The 15,449-nt window shown below is 54.5% G+C and carries 17 protein-coding genes; 9 read left to right on the top strand and 8 right to left on the bottom strand.

Annotation, left to right across the window (positions count from 1 at the left end; translation table 11 throughout):
* The first annotated feature begins 1,797 nt into the window (after window positions 1–1,797).
* The 3 genes from MW046_RS18685 to MW046_RS18675 are packed head-to-tail and all read left to right on the top strand — an operon-like array spanning window position 1,798 to window position 3,847.
* Window positions 1,798–2,418 (top strand): biotin transporter BioY, encoded by a 621-nt coding sequence (locus tag MW046_RS18685; RefSeq protein ID WP_247995736.1) that lies wholly within the window; start codon window positions 1,798–1,800, stop codon window positions 2,416–2,418.
* An 8-nt stretch (window positions 2,419–2,426) separates the two neighbouring features.
* A complete protein-coding gene (locus tag MW046_RS18680; RefSeq protein ID WP_247995735.1) occupies window positions 2,427–3,149 on the top strand; it encodes an energy-coupling factor ABC transporter ATP-binding protein in 723 nt (240 codons plus the stop codon).
* Window positions 3,143–3,847: an energy-coupling factor transporter transmembrane component T family protein gene (locus MW046_RS18675; protein ID WP_247995734.1), complete on the top strand. Its 705-nt coding sequence runs from the start codon at window positions 3,143–3,145 to the stop codon at window positions 3,845–3,847. Before MW046_RS18680 ends, MW046_RS18675 begins: the two co-directional genes overlap by 7 nt.
* A 68-nt stretch (window positions 3,848–3,915) precedes the next feature.
* On the opposite strand, the gene MW046_RS18670 is transcribed toward MW046_RS18675, so the two are convergent.
* The 3 genes from MW046_RS18670 to MW046_RS18660 form a co-directional block, all read right to left on the bottom strand.
* Window positions 3,916–4,434, bottom strand: coding sequence for an HAD family hydrolase (locus MW046_RS18670; RefSeq protein ID WP_247995733.1), 519 nt, complete (start codon window positions 4,432–4,434; stop codon window positions 3,916–3,918).
* 342 nt (window positions 4,435–4,776) lie between these two features.
* Window positions 4,777–5,838, bottom strand: coding sequence for a YciE/YciF ferroxidase family protein (locus MW046_RS18665; RefSeq protein WP_247995732.1), 1,062 nt, complete (start codon window positions 5,836–5,838; stop codon window positions 4,777–4,779).
* Window positions 5,839–5,856: 18 nt separating this feature from the next.
* Window positions 5,857–6,180, bottom strand: a complete 324-nt coding sequence (locus tag MW046_RS18660; RefSeq protein WP_247995731.1) for a DUF5789 family protein — start codon at window positions 6,178–6,180, stop codon at window positions 5,857–5,859.
* Between the two features lie 270 nt (window positions 6,181–6,450).
* Between MW046_RS18660 and MW046_RS18655 the strand changes: the two genes are divergently transcribed.
* The gene (locus tag MW046_RS18655; RefSeq protein ID WP_247995730.1) at window positions 6,451–6,825 is read left to right on the top strand and encodes a DUF4112 domain-containing protein; all 375 of its coding nucleotides are present in this window, start codon (window positions 6,451–6,453) and stop codon (window positions 6,823–6,825) included.
* Window positions 6,826–6,925: 100 nt separating this feature from the next.
* On the opposite strand, the gene MW046_RS18650 is transcribed toward MW046_RS18655, so the two are convergent.
* Window positions 6,926–7,447 (bottom strand): hypothetical protein, encoded by a 522-nt coding sequence (locus MW046_RS18650; RefSeq protein WP_247995729.1) that lies wholly within the window; start codon window positions 7,445–7,447, stop codon window positions 6,926–6,928.
* A gap of 123 nt (window positions 7,448–7,570) precedes the next feature.
* On the opposite strand from MW046_RS18650, the gene MW046_RS18645 reads away from it, so the two are divergent.
* From MW046_RS18645 to MW046_RS18635, 3 genes are all read left to right on the top strand, one after another.
* Window positions 7,571–7,963, top strand: a complete 393-nt coding sequence (locus MW046_RS18645) for a hypothetical protein (RefSeq protein WP_247995728.1) — start codon at window positions 7,571–7,573, stop codon at window positions 7,961–7,963.
* 85 nt (window positions 7,964–8,048) lie between these two features.
* Window positions 8,049–8,276 carry a DUF4177 domain-containing protein gene (locus tag MW046_RS18640; RefSeq protein WP_247995727.1) on the top strand — a complete coding sequence of 76 codons (228 nt, stop codon included), beginning with the start codon at window positions 8,049–8,051 and terminating at the stop codon, window positions 8,274–8,276.
* On the top strand, window positions 8,273–9,316 hold the full coding sequence (locus tag MW046_RS18635) for a DUF7972 family membrane protein (RefSeq protein WP_247995726.1): 1,044 nt from the start codon (window positions 8,273–8,275) through the stop codon (window positions 9,314–9,316). Before MW046_RS18640 ends, MW046_RS18635 begins: the two co-directional genes overlap by 4 nt.
* 525 nt (window positions 9,317–9,841) lie before the next feature.
* Here MW046_RS18635 and MW046_RS18630 read toward each other — a convergent pair.
* Both MW046_RS18630 and MW046_RS18625 read right to left on the bottom strand, forming a co-directional pair.
* Entirely contained in the window at window positions 9,842–10,150 is a 309-nt protein-coding gene (locus tag MW046_RS18630) for a hypothetical protein (protein ID WP_247995725.1), read from the bottom strand.
* A 192-nt stretch (window positions 10,151–10,342) separates the two neighbouring features.
* Window positions 10,343–11,320: a hypothetical protein gene (locus MW046_RS18625; protein ID WP_247995724.1), complete on the bottom strand. Its 978-nt coding sequence runs from the start codon at window positions 11,318–11,320 to the stop codon at window positions 10,343–10,345.
* Between the two features lie 203 nt (window positions 11,321–11,523).
* Here MW046_RS18625 and MW046_RS18620 point away from each other — a divergent pair, with 203 nt between their 5' ends.
* Window positions 11,524–12,546, top strand: coding sequence for an LLM class flavin-dependent oxidoreductase (locus MW046_RS18620; RefSeq protein WP_247995723.1), 1,023 nt, complete (start codon window positions 11,524–11,526; stop codon window positions 12,544–12,546).
* Between the two features lie 116 nt (window positions 12,547–12,662).
* Entirely contained in the window at window positions 12,663–13,418 is a 756-nt protein-coding gene (locus tag MW046_RS18615; RefSeq protein WP_247995722.1) for an SDR family NAD(P)-dependent oxidoreductase, read from the top strand.
* A gap of 25 nt (window positions 13,419–13,443) precedes the next feature.
* On the opposite strand, the gene MW046_RS18610 is transcribed toward MW046_RS18615, so the two are convergent.
* On the bottom strand, window positions 13,444–14,343 hold the full coding sequence (locus MW046_RS18610) for a polysaccharide deacetylase family protein (RefSeq protein ID WP_247995721.1): 900 nt from the start codon (window positions 14,341–14,343) through the stop codon (window positions 13,444–13,446).
* Window positions 14,344–14,417: 74 nt separating this feature from the next.
* Window positions 14,418–15,404 carry an asparaginase gene (locus MW046_RS18605; protein ID WP_247995720.1) on the bottom strand — a complete coding sequence of 329 codons (987 nt, stop codon included), beginning with the start codon at window positions 15,402–15,404 and terminating at the stop codon, window positions 14,418–14,420.
* Window positions 15,405–15,449 lie beyond the last annotated feature (45 nt).

The raw sequence follows: 15,449 nt of genomic DNA, 5'->3' as shown, positions 1-15,449 counted from the left end.
GTTCGTACCGTTATAATTGTTCGTCAGACAATGATCGGTATGACTGTTATGACCGATATGGCTGGTCTGATCGGTATGACTGTTATGATCGATATGATTGGATGGTGCATTATGATTGGTATGGGTGGTACTACCTGTAGTAATACATCTCGGCCGCGGGTAGCAACTGCGTTGAACGGACTCTCCAGACCACAGTGGTTCGGGCGTCCCGAAGCGACGTTCGATCTGCCGAGTCGTGTCCACTGTGTCCGACCAGATCACTACTGGGAGCGAAACCATCTTTCCGCTCGGACAGATGGCCGTTGCTAGAATCGCCCTTAACATATGTCGTATCACTACGAACGGTGCGATTGTGATGATTACTGTGACTGGTATGATCGAGACTACTGCTCGGAATAGTATTCTCGGTATTATCGATCTTACTGAAATCCTCGATAGGCTTTATGTTCGGTGATACGCAGAATGTGCTACACACGACCGCCGTTCGATTTCTGCGGCAATCTCTGGGCAGTAGGCCAGTTCTACATCAACACTGTCCTTCATAAGAGCGATAGTCCTATTACAATCACTACGTCTCTACCGCTACGTTCCTTCGAAGCGGTATGATCAATACCACCGATATACGGGGTATTCCCATTAATAACGGTACTACCTCTCCGAATGGTTGTACCGATACTACTGTTCTCCTCGTTTTCCGGGCTTTGTCGTATACTACGACCGATAATACTGTTACTATCGTTAGGACTGTTATGAGCTAACTCACCGTTTCAAGGAGAATCGCTGATAGTTACTGCCATTTAGATACGTACGATCCTAGCGTTATGACCAATAGTAGCGATAGAATCGTTAGTAATAGTATGATTCAAATATCCGATATGAGGTGTAATACTGTTAATATTCTACTACCTTCGTAGTATTTCCCGATCGATCCACTGTACCAGTACTTACAGTATTATCGGTATGAATAGTATGTGCGTTCATACTGTATCTATCGGTCGTTGTCTTCTTCTCGATAATAACGCTATTACCTATCCAAATGATATCATTTCGATTCCAAATTCGGCTGAGAAACACCAATCTTCGTTGTAATTATTCCGTTTATCACATCTCCTTCGTAACATGAATATCCCTACTACCATTACAATCGGTATAACCACTACTCCCGTTCATAATGGTATTACCGTCATACAGATACGAGGAGAAAGAACATAAGTGAACTCGTAAATTGAATCTGACGTGATTGGCCATAGCCATCGACCGATCGCTCTTCGGATATTTGTTAATCGGAATTCTCGCACATCTACCTGTATAGTATTGATGTCGACGGGTCCGATCCGGTGAGTACGGGGATGACTTCTCTCGGAACAAGTGCGGAAGGTCCCCCTTCCCAAGCCGCCGATTGCAATCAGCGCCCATCGTTACTCCCGAATTCTCACTGAAACAGCGCAGTGGATCGGATAACGCTGATTGGCATCGCCAAAACTTTGGTTTTGGCTAGCAGCCGGACGTAGTCCGGTGACACCACCAGAACGCTATGCGTTCTGCTAGCAGCTAGGGGACACCGTTCCGTGATGGCTGCCTGAGAGGGAACGATCCGTTCACGAACCTTAAACCGTCCCAACCCAGCGCAACCGATGCGTGGGGATCCCACGATTTTGGTCATGGGAGGTGTCAAGGACGTCCTCCGTCCGTTTGGTGCTGGTTGGGGTAGTGTGATGAATCTCCATAGAGTCACACAGTAACGTGCTTGATTGTCAACCGGTGTGTCTAAGTAGGTTGACCGATGGTTGCATACCGATGACGAAACAGAGTGGAGAACAAACCGAGGATGGGAGAACGGACGCGAGAGAGACCGATGTAGAACTCGTTGGCGACGAGATAACGATCAATGTTGCTCGCGCCGCGTTGTTCGCGGCACTGATCGGCGCGTTCTCGTATGTGAGCTTTCCGAATCCAGTTTCTCCAACGCCTGTCACGTTACAGGTGCTTGGAGTGTTCCTAGCCGGTATATTTCTGGGTCCGATCTGGGGTGGAACTGCGTGTGTGCTGTATCTCGTTGCTGGCGTACTCGGCGCACCGGTGTTCGCTGGAGGGGCAGCAGGGTTCGGCGTACTTCTGGGTCCAACTGCAGGCTATCTCTGGTCGATGCCGCTGGCAGCGTTCGCCGTCGGTGTGATCGTTCACGAGGGATTCGCTCCTTCCGAGCCGAGAGCGAGCAGTCCGATTCGGCTCGTGGGTGCGATGGTCGTGGGGACAGTACTCATCTACGCCGCTGGCGTCGTCGGCATGATGCTTACGCTTGATCTCGGTCGCTCCGAAGCGTTCCTCACGGGAGCAGTCGCGTTAGTACCGGCTGAAACGTTGAAAATCGCGGCTGCAGTCGGAATCGTTCGAAGCGACGCGATAACTGCGTCGTGATCGTCAGAATGATCGAAATCAACAACCTCACGTTTCGATACGAACGTCGGTCTGGCGACAGCGGAGAACGATCTGTCCTTGACGACGTCTCGCTCACCATCGACGACGGTTCATTCGTCGTGCTTGCAGGCCCGAACGGATCGGGAAAAACGACGCTTGTCCGCCATTTCAACGGACTTCTCGATTCTGATGAGGGATGGATAGCGGTGAACGGCCAGCGAGTTGGTGAGGACGTCGTAGCCGCACGAACAGCGGTAGCTATGACGTTCCAAGATCCACGAGACGGATTCGTCGCTGCTACTGTAGCGGAAGATGTCGCGTTCGGTCCCGTCAATCTCGGATTGGAACGGGAACAAATCGATCAGCGGGTACAGGAAGCACTCGTAGCGGTCCAAATGGATGGTTTCGAACAAAAGCGCATCGACCGGCTTTCGGGAGGCGAACAGGCACGGGTTGCGATCGCTGGCGCGTTGGCCATGCGACCGGACCATCTCGTGCTCGATGAACCTTTCGTTGGACTTGACGAACCGGCTCGCCAGTCGGTACTCGAACGACTCAGGGCGCTTTCGGCTGAGGGAATGAGTATCATCGTCGTCACTCACGACCTCCGAGAACTCCTTGATCTCGCCGATCGGTTGGTAGTCATGTCCGAGGGTCAGATCGTTCTTGATGGATCGCCGGAAACGGTGCTCGACCGTCTGTCCGAACGAGAGGTGTCCGTACCGTGTTGACCTACGAACCCGGATCGTCGATCGCCCACAGCCTCGATCCACGAGCGAAACTCGCGGTACAGATCGGGATCGCACTCGCAGCATTTTCCCACACGACGCCGCGTGGACTTTCGATTTTAACGGTGCTCACGGGGTGCATTCTTGCATCTGCGACCCTGTCGCCGCTCAATGTCCTCCATGATGTCCGCTATGCCCTTCCGTTTCTGATCGCTGGACCGTTGCTCTCGATGGTCGTTTTCCGACCGCCGTGGCTCGTACCCACGGCGGCGATCGAACCTGCACTTGCGAGTTACCGCGTTTTGCTCGTGTTGTTCGTCAGCGCCGCGTACGTTCGGACGACCCCGATTCGAGAATCACGAGCGGCGATTCAGCTCGTTGTGCCCGGCCGAGTCGGTCGTCTCCTCGGTGTTGGCGTAGCGCTCGTTTTTCGGTTCCTACCAGTATTGATTGCTGACCTTTCCCGTGCGCGAGTAGCGATGCAAGCGCGACTTGGCACCGAACGTCGTCTTACCGACCGGATGCGACTCGTCGCAACTACAGGGGTTCGACGGGCGTTCGGACGCGCCGACCGGTTGGGAATGGCACTCCGTGCACGGTGCTTCGCGTGGAATCCGACGCTTCCACTGCTGGAACTATCCCCTCGAGACGTTCCTTCAGTGCTCTTGGCTGTCGCACTCGTAACGTGGTCGTTCGTTTGATGTTTTATATCGTCCTGTTCTACACTACGAAACACTAAGCGATGGGTTGCAAGTGGTAACTGACACCTCTATGGGACTCTCCGAAATGCGGTTCCTGCCCTGTGAGCGGTCACTTCGTCACTGTCTGAGTCTCCGATAAAGAGGGTTCGTTCTGGGGTTGTTCCCAGTTCGTCGATGACAGCAAGTAAGGGCTCTGGATGTGGTTTCCGTTCGGTAACTGAGTCGCGGCCCACAATCGCTCCGATGTTTTTAGAGATGCCGTGTACATCTAGTGCATCGCGGCAGGCTGCTTCACAATTGAGAGAGCAGATACCGACTGGGACGGTTGATTCAACGAGTTCGTCCATAACTGGCAGTCGCTCTGACTGGCGTGCACCGTCACGTTCTGCCGAAGCTAAGTGTGGCTCGATTGCTTCTGTAGCACCAATTTCGTCCGCGATAGGCAAGAATTCTAATGCATCGTTAGCGTCCGTCTCTCCTCCGTATTGTCGAATTATCGGTCTAATCTGTTCCGCTGTTTCCTCCCAATCGACCGCGAGTCGAACTAAGGTCCCATCAAGGTCATAAACGACGGCGTCGAGAGACATTTAATAATTTCTTAGAGAACTCCATAGATATGTAGTATAATTCATAACATTTTTATATTCTAGATATGTTGGTGTTTTCATTTCTGTTGGCAGTAGAAAATGGTATAGAATATGAATATATCCGTTATAAGACGAAGTAGTAGTCGAGGATGTACCCGTTATGAAACTGTACTAACGCCACTCTTGCTTTGACCTCTCCGCACACCCTATAACCTAAATCCTATGATGTTAATATAATATGATATACATTATATCTATAGGATAAATATGTTATTGATAGTTATTTATGGCACAGCTGAGCGATCGATTGGCTGTGCATTCGGGTGGTCATCGATCCTATGGTTACTGGACCACGTCCTCGAATCCACGCTTCTCCAACGCCGATGTCGTCTCATGAACTTCGTGACGGTTCGTCGTCAGCTCATCGACGACATCGATCGGGTATCCGATTCGTTCCGCCAACGTGAGCAGTTCCTCGTAACAGCGGCTCTCCATTCGTTTAGCTGCCAAGGCGATTTCGAGATCGAAGAGATCGGTCCGACCGCTGTTCGTGGTGGCGAATTGATTCTCCCGAGCTTTGAGAAGGCCATCGAGTGTGTAATTCTGCGTCTCCGTGGGCTGAAGACCGATTCCTTCGAACACCGTTTCGAGACGATCGACGTGGTTTCGCGTTCGATCGTGTTGTTCCGTGAACGCCTCACCGAGTTCGTCGTTTGACGCATCCGTCGCCAATTCCTCAAACAGAGCTGCTATCGTTCGTTCGATGTAGAAAAGATTTCGAAGTTGACATACGAACATATCTTCAAGCGTCTCGATGTTTCCGCCTGATTGCGCGAGCGACGATCGGTTAGCGGGATCAACTGGACTCGTCTCGAGTAACGTCTCGATCGACTCCTTCCCGGCTAACGATTCGAGATCGTCGAGCATCTCTTGTTCTTCCTCGGCGTTTTGCGCGATCTTCTCGACGATTCCTTCCACCTTATTCTCGTTTTCGAGGCGTTCAGCGAGCATTAACACTGGTTCATAAGCCGACCGCTCGATCTCTTCGAGCTTCTTCGACGCGTCGAGAAAGTACAACGGTCTGAGTTTATCGTTTAAAATGACGTTATTGAACTGTTCTTTGTCGGCGATCCAACCGTCGAGACTGGGTGCGTGTCGAACACTCGGTTGCTCGTCGATCGTGTCGAAGACCGCTTCGAGACGGTCGATGTGTGACCGTGTTTCATCACGGTGTGCTTCGACACGATGTTGTAGTTCCTTTCGACAGTTTGTCTCTCCGAGATCGTCCAACGTATCGATCGAAACGTCAGTTGCTAGCACATCGAGGGCAGCGACCAGTTCTTGTTCGAGATAATACAGCCGTTGTAGTCCGGTCGTGAACGCGTCATGAGTAGTGTCTGTCATTAGCTATCACTGATCCGCTCAGAATGACTGAACCGGGCGGTCGAACGTTTCGGTTCGCTCGTCACCGCGATCGCTGTATCGCGGGCGTCCGACGGCGTCCCGCCGGACCCCGTTGAGAATCGCTAACTCCAAGGTATCGCGAGATGTGTAAGTCTCATGACCCGATCGTTCGAGGATCGCCCGAAGCGGGTCGGAGCCACGGGGATACTCGATTTCGACATCGCCGAATTCCTTGAGAACGTCTTCCGTGGTCGTCGGGAACATCGTGTTTTCGAACAGGTCGCTGACATCTCGCATCTCGAGCGATCGAATCGTCCCTGTGTCTTGGTCACTGTGCTCCATACATCGACACTACTGCAATAAGCGAGAAAAAATAATAGCTTGTATTTTCTGCTATCGAACGCTTTCTCGGCACTGACATGGTGTGCTGACCGTTTTTCGCACTTCTTATCGGACGCTCCCTTGGATGTGTTTGTCTTCTCGGTCGCCGAGCGATCGAAGGTGAGTACTCGATTGTCAGCGGTCATCATGGACTGTTGCCACCGACGTTATCCCGATCCCACCAGTAATCGCCGGCCGGGGAAATATATTGCTTGATCGAGATTGAATGGTATGGTTACTGGCGACATTCCCTCGAACGCCTCCCCTCAGCAACAGGCCGCGCTACGGCGTACTCGATCGGTCGCGCGGATTCTTGACCAGTCAGTTCGGGTTCCCGGAACGAACTTCCGGTTCGGTCTCGATCCCATCGTAGGGATCCTTCCTGTTTCTGGTGACACCGCTACAGCGGTTCTCTCCCTCTATATCGTGTTTGAAGCGGCGCGATCCGGCGTTCCGCCTAAAACGTTGGCCATGATGTGTCTCAATATCGTTATCGATGTCGTCGGGGGGTCGATCCCGATCCTTGGAACAGTGTTCGACGCTACTTGGAAGGCCAACGTTCGAAACGTCGCCTTGTTTGAAGAACAGATCGAAAAGGGCGAGTAACACGTGTCTCTTCGGCCTTGCTATTACAGGCATACGTTTGTAACGTACCAGTTCGACGGTTGTCACGATCCCGATTCGAATGACAACCGAGTGGATTGGGCTATCGTTCGGTCGATTCGTCCGTGATTTCTATGTCAGTACCAACGTCTGGGTTCCAGGTTTCGGTTGCTTTGCTTCCAAGCCCCGGTAGGTAGTCCTGGAAGCCTCCCTTTTGTGCTGTGGCGGTGATCTCGGTCGCCATCCGTTCGAGTTCGTTTCTGTTTGTGAGAGTGCGTATCTGGTTGGCAACGGCATCAGGGTCGCCGTACTCGATGAACGCTTCCACTGCTGCTTCTCCGAGCTTGTCACCGACGACGTTTCCGACAGTCGTCTCGATAACCCGCCCCAATGGCAGATAACTCGTCAGCTCCTTTGCGATCTCCCGCCCGAGGAGTCGACCGATGACTTTCCCGACCTCCTCGGAATCGACGCTCTCGTCGTCTAGCCCTTCGATCTCCCCGTCCAGTAGCTCTTCGACGTCGATGGCTTCGAGCAGGCTGTGGACGGCCTCGGCTGTGAAGTACGTTTCCAATCCTCTTGCTACAGCCTCACGAACGTCGTCCGGAATTGGCTCTCGATCCATCACCGAACCTATCGGCCGAGAGTTAATAAAGATAGCCTCGACCGTGGCCCTTACCGAACGATGACGTTCCGGAGCCGTGTGGTCCATGATCATCTTTTTTGTCCCTCTGCCAGTAGTGGATATATGCCCTTGAACCTCTCACACGTACTGTTGACTGTGGGTGTCGTTGTTGCGCTTGCGTTCTCCGGTTGTCTCACGGTCGATCCGTCGCTCAGGGCAGATACGAGCGAGTCGTCCGTGTTCAAAACCCTCTCAACTGACGAACCGTGGGCCGGTCACTACGTTCGTGCTATCGCAGCCCTCCGGTCAACATCCGCGGCCAAAAACGTCACGTTGATCACTGTGATCCGGGCAAATGGACGGGAGTACGATGCGGTCGATGTCGGGACCGGACAGACGACTGTCGCCCTCTGGGTACCCGCTGCTCAGAATTCGACGCTCGTTGCGAGCGATAGCGTCAATTCGACGACGCTCGACACGCTAAACGTTAGCAGCGATGGACGATACATCGTTTGAAGGTTCAAGTAGACGGGATCGATGCTGTTCCTGCTGATCAACGCGCAGGACGGGGATTTTTACTGCTATCGAATGTTGATGCTGTATGGGACGATATCAGACATCTACGCGTTGGGAGTACGAAACCATTCGGCCGCCAAGAGGATCCACTAGAAAGGAAGCTACGGACCCAGAAGCCGTGCTGAACGAGCGTGCTGCCAACGGATGGCGATTCGTCGACACTATCGACTACACCGGTGGTGGGACCAAATATCTCGTGTTTGAGCGGCCCATCCAGTCGGATACCGACAGCTCCGACGAGGCGATGTCATGAGTTCCGAAATCGACGAGTCTTCGGTTGATACAGATGTCGATGTCAGCACGGCGAACACCATGCGCGAACGCGCTGGTGAAAACCGATTCAAGCTCTGGCTGTTGTTACGTGCCGACCGTCTCCTCGTCACGGGCGTCTTAGCGTTGGCAGTTTTCGTCATCTTCGTCATGGTTGTGACGATCCTTCCTCCACCTCTGATTCCCAAACTCAGTGCTCAGGATACGATTGGAACGATGTTTTCGACGATGATCAGTGCGGTTATTACCGGTACCACGCTCGTCGTCACCATCGGACAACTCGTGCTCTCTCAGGAGAACGGTCCACTCGGCGATCAACGCGCGCGGATGGAGGATTCGATGGACTTTCGAGACTACACGGAGGAACTGGTCGGCTCTCCCAGTCCTGCCGATCCATCGGCGTTCCTCCGAAGTCTTGTAGACGTTTCACAAGACCGTGCGGAGGCAGTGCGCGACGGTCTCGAAGATATCGACAGCGATCAACTCCAGTGGGAGGTCAACGAATTTACCGGCAGTCTCATCGGCAACTCCGAGATCGTACGCGAGCAACTCGACGGTGCGGAGTTCGGTTCGTTCGATGTCTTGTTTGCAGCCTTGAATTACAACTATGGATGGAAGATCTTCCAAGTTGAGCGGATCCTCAACGACCACGAGGAGGATCTCGGACAGCCCGAAAACGATCTTCTCAACGAATTGAAGGTGGCACTGACGATGTTCGGCCCGGCACGCGAACACATAAAGACGCTGTACTTCGAGTGGGCACTCGTTACGCTCTCACAGATGATACTCTATGCGTCGATTCCAGCGCTCCTCATTTCGGGTATCATGCTCACCGCCGTCGATGCCGGGACGCTCCCCGGGAGTACTCTCGGTATCGAGAACATGACGTGGCTGATCGGTGCCGCCTTTACCGTGACACTGATACCGTTTTTGTTGTTTGCCTCGTACATCTCGCGTATCGTAACAGTCGCCAAGCGGACACTCGCGATCGAGCCGTTGATCCTCCGCGAGTCACAGCGATAACGACGTTCCGGAGGTGTTCGGATCTCATCGCGTTACCGATTGCTCGGATTACAGCAGATGAGACTCTCCCTCATGGTCTCAGCGAGGCGTGCAGCACTCCACTCTGAAGGCTAGCTATTCCGTGAGTACTCCGGTGGTGCGTTCCGAGAGTTCGAAGTAGAAGACTAGTTCGAGAGTATGTACAGACCGCTATAGAGTCGAACTCGCGGTCACAGAGCACGGTGTCGATCTGGAGGTGGCAGGGTGCGTCCAACGAGGATTCACTCGCGGTCGGTGTGACGATCTCGTACCCCCGTGTTATTGATCATGAGCACTTATCCGGCACTTTTGGCGGGTTGGGAGTGTTGTTCATCTGTCGAGGGAGTAATCCCCTCTCCTTCAGCTACGACCCATTCACCGGTTTCCCAGTTCATCCTCTCATCACCGAAATACAGATGAAAAGGAATCGAGATCGTCTATCCCATCGACTATTTGGACAACTTCTGTGGATTTTTCATCACGGTCTGTCAGCCATGTGCTGCGTTTTCAGACACTCCTAAGTCGTGGTGCAGGGAGTCCCTTGTAGTAGACACCCTTCTCTCGAAGTGTAGCCTCTGCTAGTGGTGTCTCCCCATCCCAATCGGGGAGATACGTGGGCACATCAGCAGCGAACACGACGATGACTGTCGCTGCGTCGGCTGGATAGTCGGGATTCGCGCCGGCAACGGTGCGACCGCCGTACGTAAGCCATTCAGAAGCAGGTGTCTCCGGCAATGCCACGACGACTACCGTGGGTGAGAGGCCCTCGTCACGAATCATAACCATCTCACCGATGGCGAACGGAGTGGTGGTCATAGTCGCCTACCGTAATATACGAGGTGGAGCGTGATAACTCATGCACCTCTAATAACAATTGAACAGTCTTAAAATATATAATTATAGGCAAGAGTATAGGAATTAAGTTGATTTTCGACGACTATTCCGTCATCGAAGGAGGTCAAGATTTCACCCGTACAGGTTCTCAGCTCATGAGGTGTCTGTCGCAGATCATTCGGCGTAGCCTAACGCCGAAAGACGCTCTTTGACAGTGTTTTCGGTGTCGTCCGCCTGATCGGACGGCTCGGTCGTAGGAGCCGATCGCACGATCGGCTTTCGTTCCGAGTACGGGGGAACGAACCACGGAACGGTGTTGAGCGATGGGAGTCGTATGTTAGTCGGATGGAAGTAGACCGGTATCGGGAACGGTGTCGCCCACTCGCCGATCGCGTTTCCGTGGTCGGCCGTAATCACCGTCTTCCCCGGCAGTTCTTTCGATAGAGGGATAGCTACGTCGAGTACCCGAATCAGATTATCCCGGTAGGCTTCCCAGAACACGCCCTCTTCGACCGTCCCTTGCCGCAACGCCTCCCAAGCGAATCCGAAATCCGCGTTCGGAGCCGTGTCTACAGGTTCTTTGCGCAGCATGTCTCGCAGTCCGCTTGTCACCCTGCTATCGACGTCGAGCTGTGTCTCTCCGATAAAGGGAACGTGAGGCTGCATGAAATGAACTATCAGTCGTTTGTTCGGGTACTCCTCGTGAACCGAGCGAGCGCGTTTCGAAAGGTCTTCCGGCAGAACGATTCCGTCTTCTTCGCTCCACGCATCGATCCACGCACGGTCGGTATGGTAAAACGATCCGTCGAGTACTCGTTTTTCGTGGGGGTTAGCAGTGACGTACACGGTATCGTTGTACGTCCGGCCACCGAAATTTTCGATCATAAATTCCGACGAGGAACTTCCCCGGGACCGGAATCGGGCCAGCTCACCCTCCAACGACCGCTTGGCGTGTATCTGTGTGAACAAGTCGTATCGACAGCCATCTAGGATGAGGAGATTGTCCCAATCAGCATCCATGACGTACTCACCGTCGTTACCATGGATCCGTTTCTGTACTGGTCCGAGTACCGAAGACAACAGCATCTGACGCCGCATGAAGGGGTTCGTGAGCATTCCCTTCAGCATCCCGAGTCTCTGTCGTAGTCCCATGAATGAATGTTTAATCACCAGACCAAAAGTCCACCGAACGCCGCAACCGACTGTGATTCGACGTCCAAGTCCATCAACATACACGATCGGATTGGAGACGTTCCGAACGAACGCTACTGCGCCAGCAGCGTCCGCTTTGGTAGAAATGTACAATCGGGAACTGTTATCCCAATCGTTATCCTTCACAACCTCTGACACCGTCTATGGAGTTCTCTGTAGTCGATCTCTCTCCGGTTCCTGCTGACGGCACTGCGGCTGATGCCTACGCGAACACCGTCGCAACTGCACGACAGGCCGAACGGCTCGGATACTCCCGGTTCTGGGTGGCCGAACACCATGGGATGGCAGACACCATCGCCGGAACGACACCGGAGGTACTACTCGGTCATCTCGCTGCCGAAACCGATGAGATCCGGATCGGATCCGGAGCGGTATTACTCAATCACTACAGTCCGTTCAAGGTCGCCGAAGAGTTCGCTGCGCTGGACGCGCTCGCCCCCGGCCGCATCGATGCGGGTCTCGGGCGCGCGAACGGCTCGCCTGCCGCTGACCGCGCCTTGGAGACCGATCGTCACGTCCGGAATCCGGACGAGGACCACGCCGAGAAGATCGAAGCCGTCGTCAATCACCTTTACGATGACTATCCCGATGAACACCCATACAGCGATCTCGAACTCCCTCGCTCGGATCAGGAGACACCCATGCCGTGGGTGCTGGGATCGAGTCCCTCTAGCGCGAAAATTGCCGGTGAACTCGGGTTACCGTACTGCTTTGCGGCGTTTATCCGCCCGCAGTTCGCCGTCCACTCGTTCGAAACGTATCGAGAGCAGTTCCAGCCGTCACGGTTGGCCGGTGGTGTCGACGAACCGAGCGGAATGATCGCGGTGAACGCGATCTGTGCGGACTCCGATCAGGCAGCAGCCCGACACCGGGCGGTAGCCGAGGCGTCGTACAAACGAATGCAACGAGGAAACGTCGGATCTAGGCCGTCGATTGAGCAAGCGCTCGACGAACTCGGTGGTGTTCCCGATCCGACACCGCCGACACTCGATGCCGATGAGTGGCCCCGTGCGATCTCGGGGAGTCCCGAGACGCTTGCCGGACTCTTAGAGCAACTTGCAGATCGTGTCGACGTCGATGAGGTGATGATACAACACATCGTCGCGGATCACGACGATGCGCTTCGTTCCCACGAACTGCTGGCCGACGGCGTTGGCCTCACGTGACAGTCGTCGCGATTCCGATCGGTGAACCGGGTTCCGTGTTCCGGGTTGATATCCGGATAGGACGGTCGATAGCCGGTTTGAACAGATTTTTCTGATGAACTCTCTTATAAACCAACATGGTCGGTAGTTCAGAAGCACTCGACGGTAGTGTAGCACTCGTGACCGGTGCGTCCTCGGGGATCGGTGAAGCAACTGTGAAAGCGCTCGCCGAGGAGGGCGCAAGCGTTGCTCTCGCCGCCCGTCGCGAACCACAGCTCCGGGATCTCGCTGACAGGATCGAAGCAGAGGGTGGAGACGCGCTCGTGGTTCCGACCGACGTCACCGACGAGAGCGACGTTCAGGAGATGATCGAGACGACGCACGAGGAGTTCGGACGGCTGGATATCCTCGTGAACAACGCCGGTGTGATGTTGCTCGAACCGGTCGAACACGCTGATACCGACAATTTCCAACAGATGGTCGAAGTGAACTTGCTGGGCCTGATGAACGCAACTCACGCCGCCTTACCGATCCTGCAAGAGCAAGGCCAGGGCCACATCGTGAACGTTTCGTCCGTTGCGGGTCGGCAGGCCAGTACGAACGCGAGCGGTTACAACGCTACCAAGTTCGGTGTCAACGGATTCACTGAGGCCCTCCGACAGGAGATCACTCAAGACGGTATTCGGACGACTCTCATCGAACCCGGCGTGGTCGACACCGAACTCCAAGAGCACATCCCGAATGAAAGCGCAAAGGAATCCATCGAGGAGTGGGTCGAATCGATGAACCCACTCACGAGCGAAGACATCGCGCGCTCGATTCAGTACGCTGTGACCCAACCCCAACACGTTAGCGTCAACGAGATTTTGATCCGTCCGACCCAACAGCAGTGATTATCATCTATTAATAAACATTTTATTAGAGATAGTTCCCGTTAGGTTCGTAGATAGATGGATCGTCGTCATACCGCTTGGCGATCTCCTCTAACGTTTTGAACGCAGCGTTTTCGTGTCCTTTCACATAATTGATGAAGTCTTCCAAATGTGTTATCATATGGGGAAGTCCATGGATGTCGGGGTGGATGGTGAACGTGTAGACGCCGGCCCCACGACGGTTGTAGAGATAATCGAACTGGCGCTTGTAATACTGTTCGTACATCATCTGTGGGTCCTTGTAACCGGCGTGGTAGATGGGCTGTTTGATGAACAACATCGGTGGAATGTCATCCCGATACCAACTGATGGGAATCTCGACCACGTCGGTCTCCTCGCCGTATTCGTACGGCGTCGTCCACGAACCGGGAGATTGATCGTAATCGATCTTCTCCCAGCTGTCGCCGATTCGCATATAGCCCGGTTCGAACTCCCGTTCCATGAGGCTGCTGTCGTAGAGAAAGTCGTACTTCTCGACGAGTTCGGGGGTGTTTTCGCTGAACTCCCACCAACTCGCTCGGTGACCAGCCGGCTTCTCGCCGGTCACCTCCTCGACGAGATCGATGGACAGTTGGAGGATCTCGTCTTCTTGTTCCCGGGAGAGATCCGTCGGATTCTCGTGTGAATAGCCGTGAACGCCGATCTCGTGACCAGCGTCGGCGACTGCTTGCACTTGTTCACGGAACGTTTCGATCGTGTGTCCCGGAACGTACCACGACGTGTCGATTCCCTCGTCCTCGAACAGTTGGAGCATTCGCGGGATCCCTTCGTTTCCGGCCGAGAGCCCCCGCGAGAGGTCCGCCGGTGAATCCGCACCACCATACGAACCGAGCCAGCCGGCGACACAGTCCGCGTCGACACCGATCGCTACGTCCACGTCACTCATTACTCATCACCATGGTATGGTCCTACACGACAGCTGATAGCGATAGTCTTTCTCGCAAATATTGCTTGTATCGATCACTGGAGATCCGTTTCGAACGCTTCTCGGAGCGCATCGAGATCGCGGTCACGTTCCGCGATGAGCAACATGAGTTTCAGACGCGCTTTGTAGGCTGGGAGATCACCTCCTTCGATGACGCCGTGTGAGCGCAGCGTTTCGCCGCCGCCGGGTGTTCCGTAGACGGGCTCGACGGCCCCTCCCAGACAGCGCGAGGTGATGACGACTGGAACGCCTACTTCGATGGCGTCAGCGATGGCGTCACCGAGTGTACTCGTCGTGTTGCCGAGACCGGTTCCCTCGACGACGACGCCGTCGACTCCCGCCTCGATGGCGTCGTTCACCTGCCGAGCACCGACACCGATCCCCGACTGCACTATGACGACGTCGGCCGACAGTGCGGTTGTCTCGACTGATGCCGACCGGCTTCCCGGTTCGCGGTGGATACGGACGGTCTCACGGGTGAACCGTGCGACCGGGCATTTATCTGGAGAGATGAACGTCGAAAGATCGCTCGTGTGGCGTTTCGTGACGTCGCGTGCGGCGTGTACCGCCTCGTCGAAAGCGACGTAGACACCATCCGAACTGCGAAACCGCTCGTGACTCGCCGCCCGAACGGCAGTAAGAAGATTGCTCGGACCGTCGGGACTCACCTCATCCGCACGGCGCTGTGCACCTGTGAATACGACCGGTGCGTTTCGCTGGAGTACGAGATCCATGTAGTAGGCGGACTCCTCCATGGTGTCCGTTCCGTGCGTGATGACAACGCCGTCAGCTCCCTCGTCGACGGCTGTGTGAGTGTACTCCGCTATTTTCATGAGTGATGCCCTGTCCATATCGAAGCTCGGCGTCTGTACCACTTCCACTACCTCAACGTCGGCGTACGATTCGATCTCCGGAACCGCTGCGACGAGTTCCGCTCCCCGTTTGCTCGGCGTTGCACCGTTCTCCCCGGGCGTGCTGGCGATCGTCCCACCGGTGCTCAGTACCGTGATCGAGGCTGGCATTGCGGATACAGTGACAGCCCCTGCCAATAGCCCTTCCGGGGGTGG

This window comes from Halocatena salina (genome assembly GCF_023115355.1).
GTDB classification, from domain to species: Archaea; Halobacteriota; Halobacteria; order Halobacteriales; family Haloarculaceae; genus Halocatena; species Halocatena salina.
Note: the sequence above shows the minus strand (reverse complement) of the source record. Positions and strands in the feature narration are given on the sequence as shown.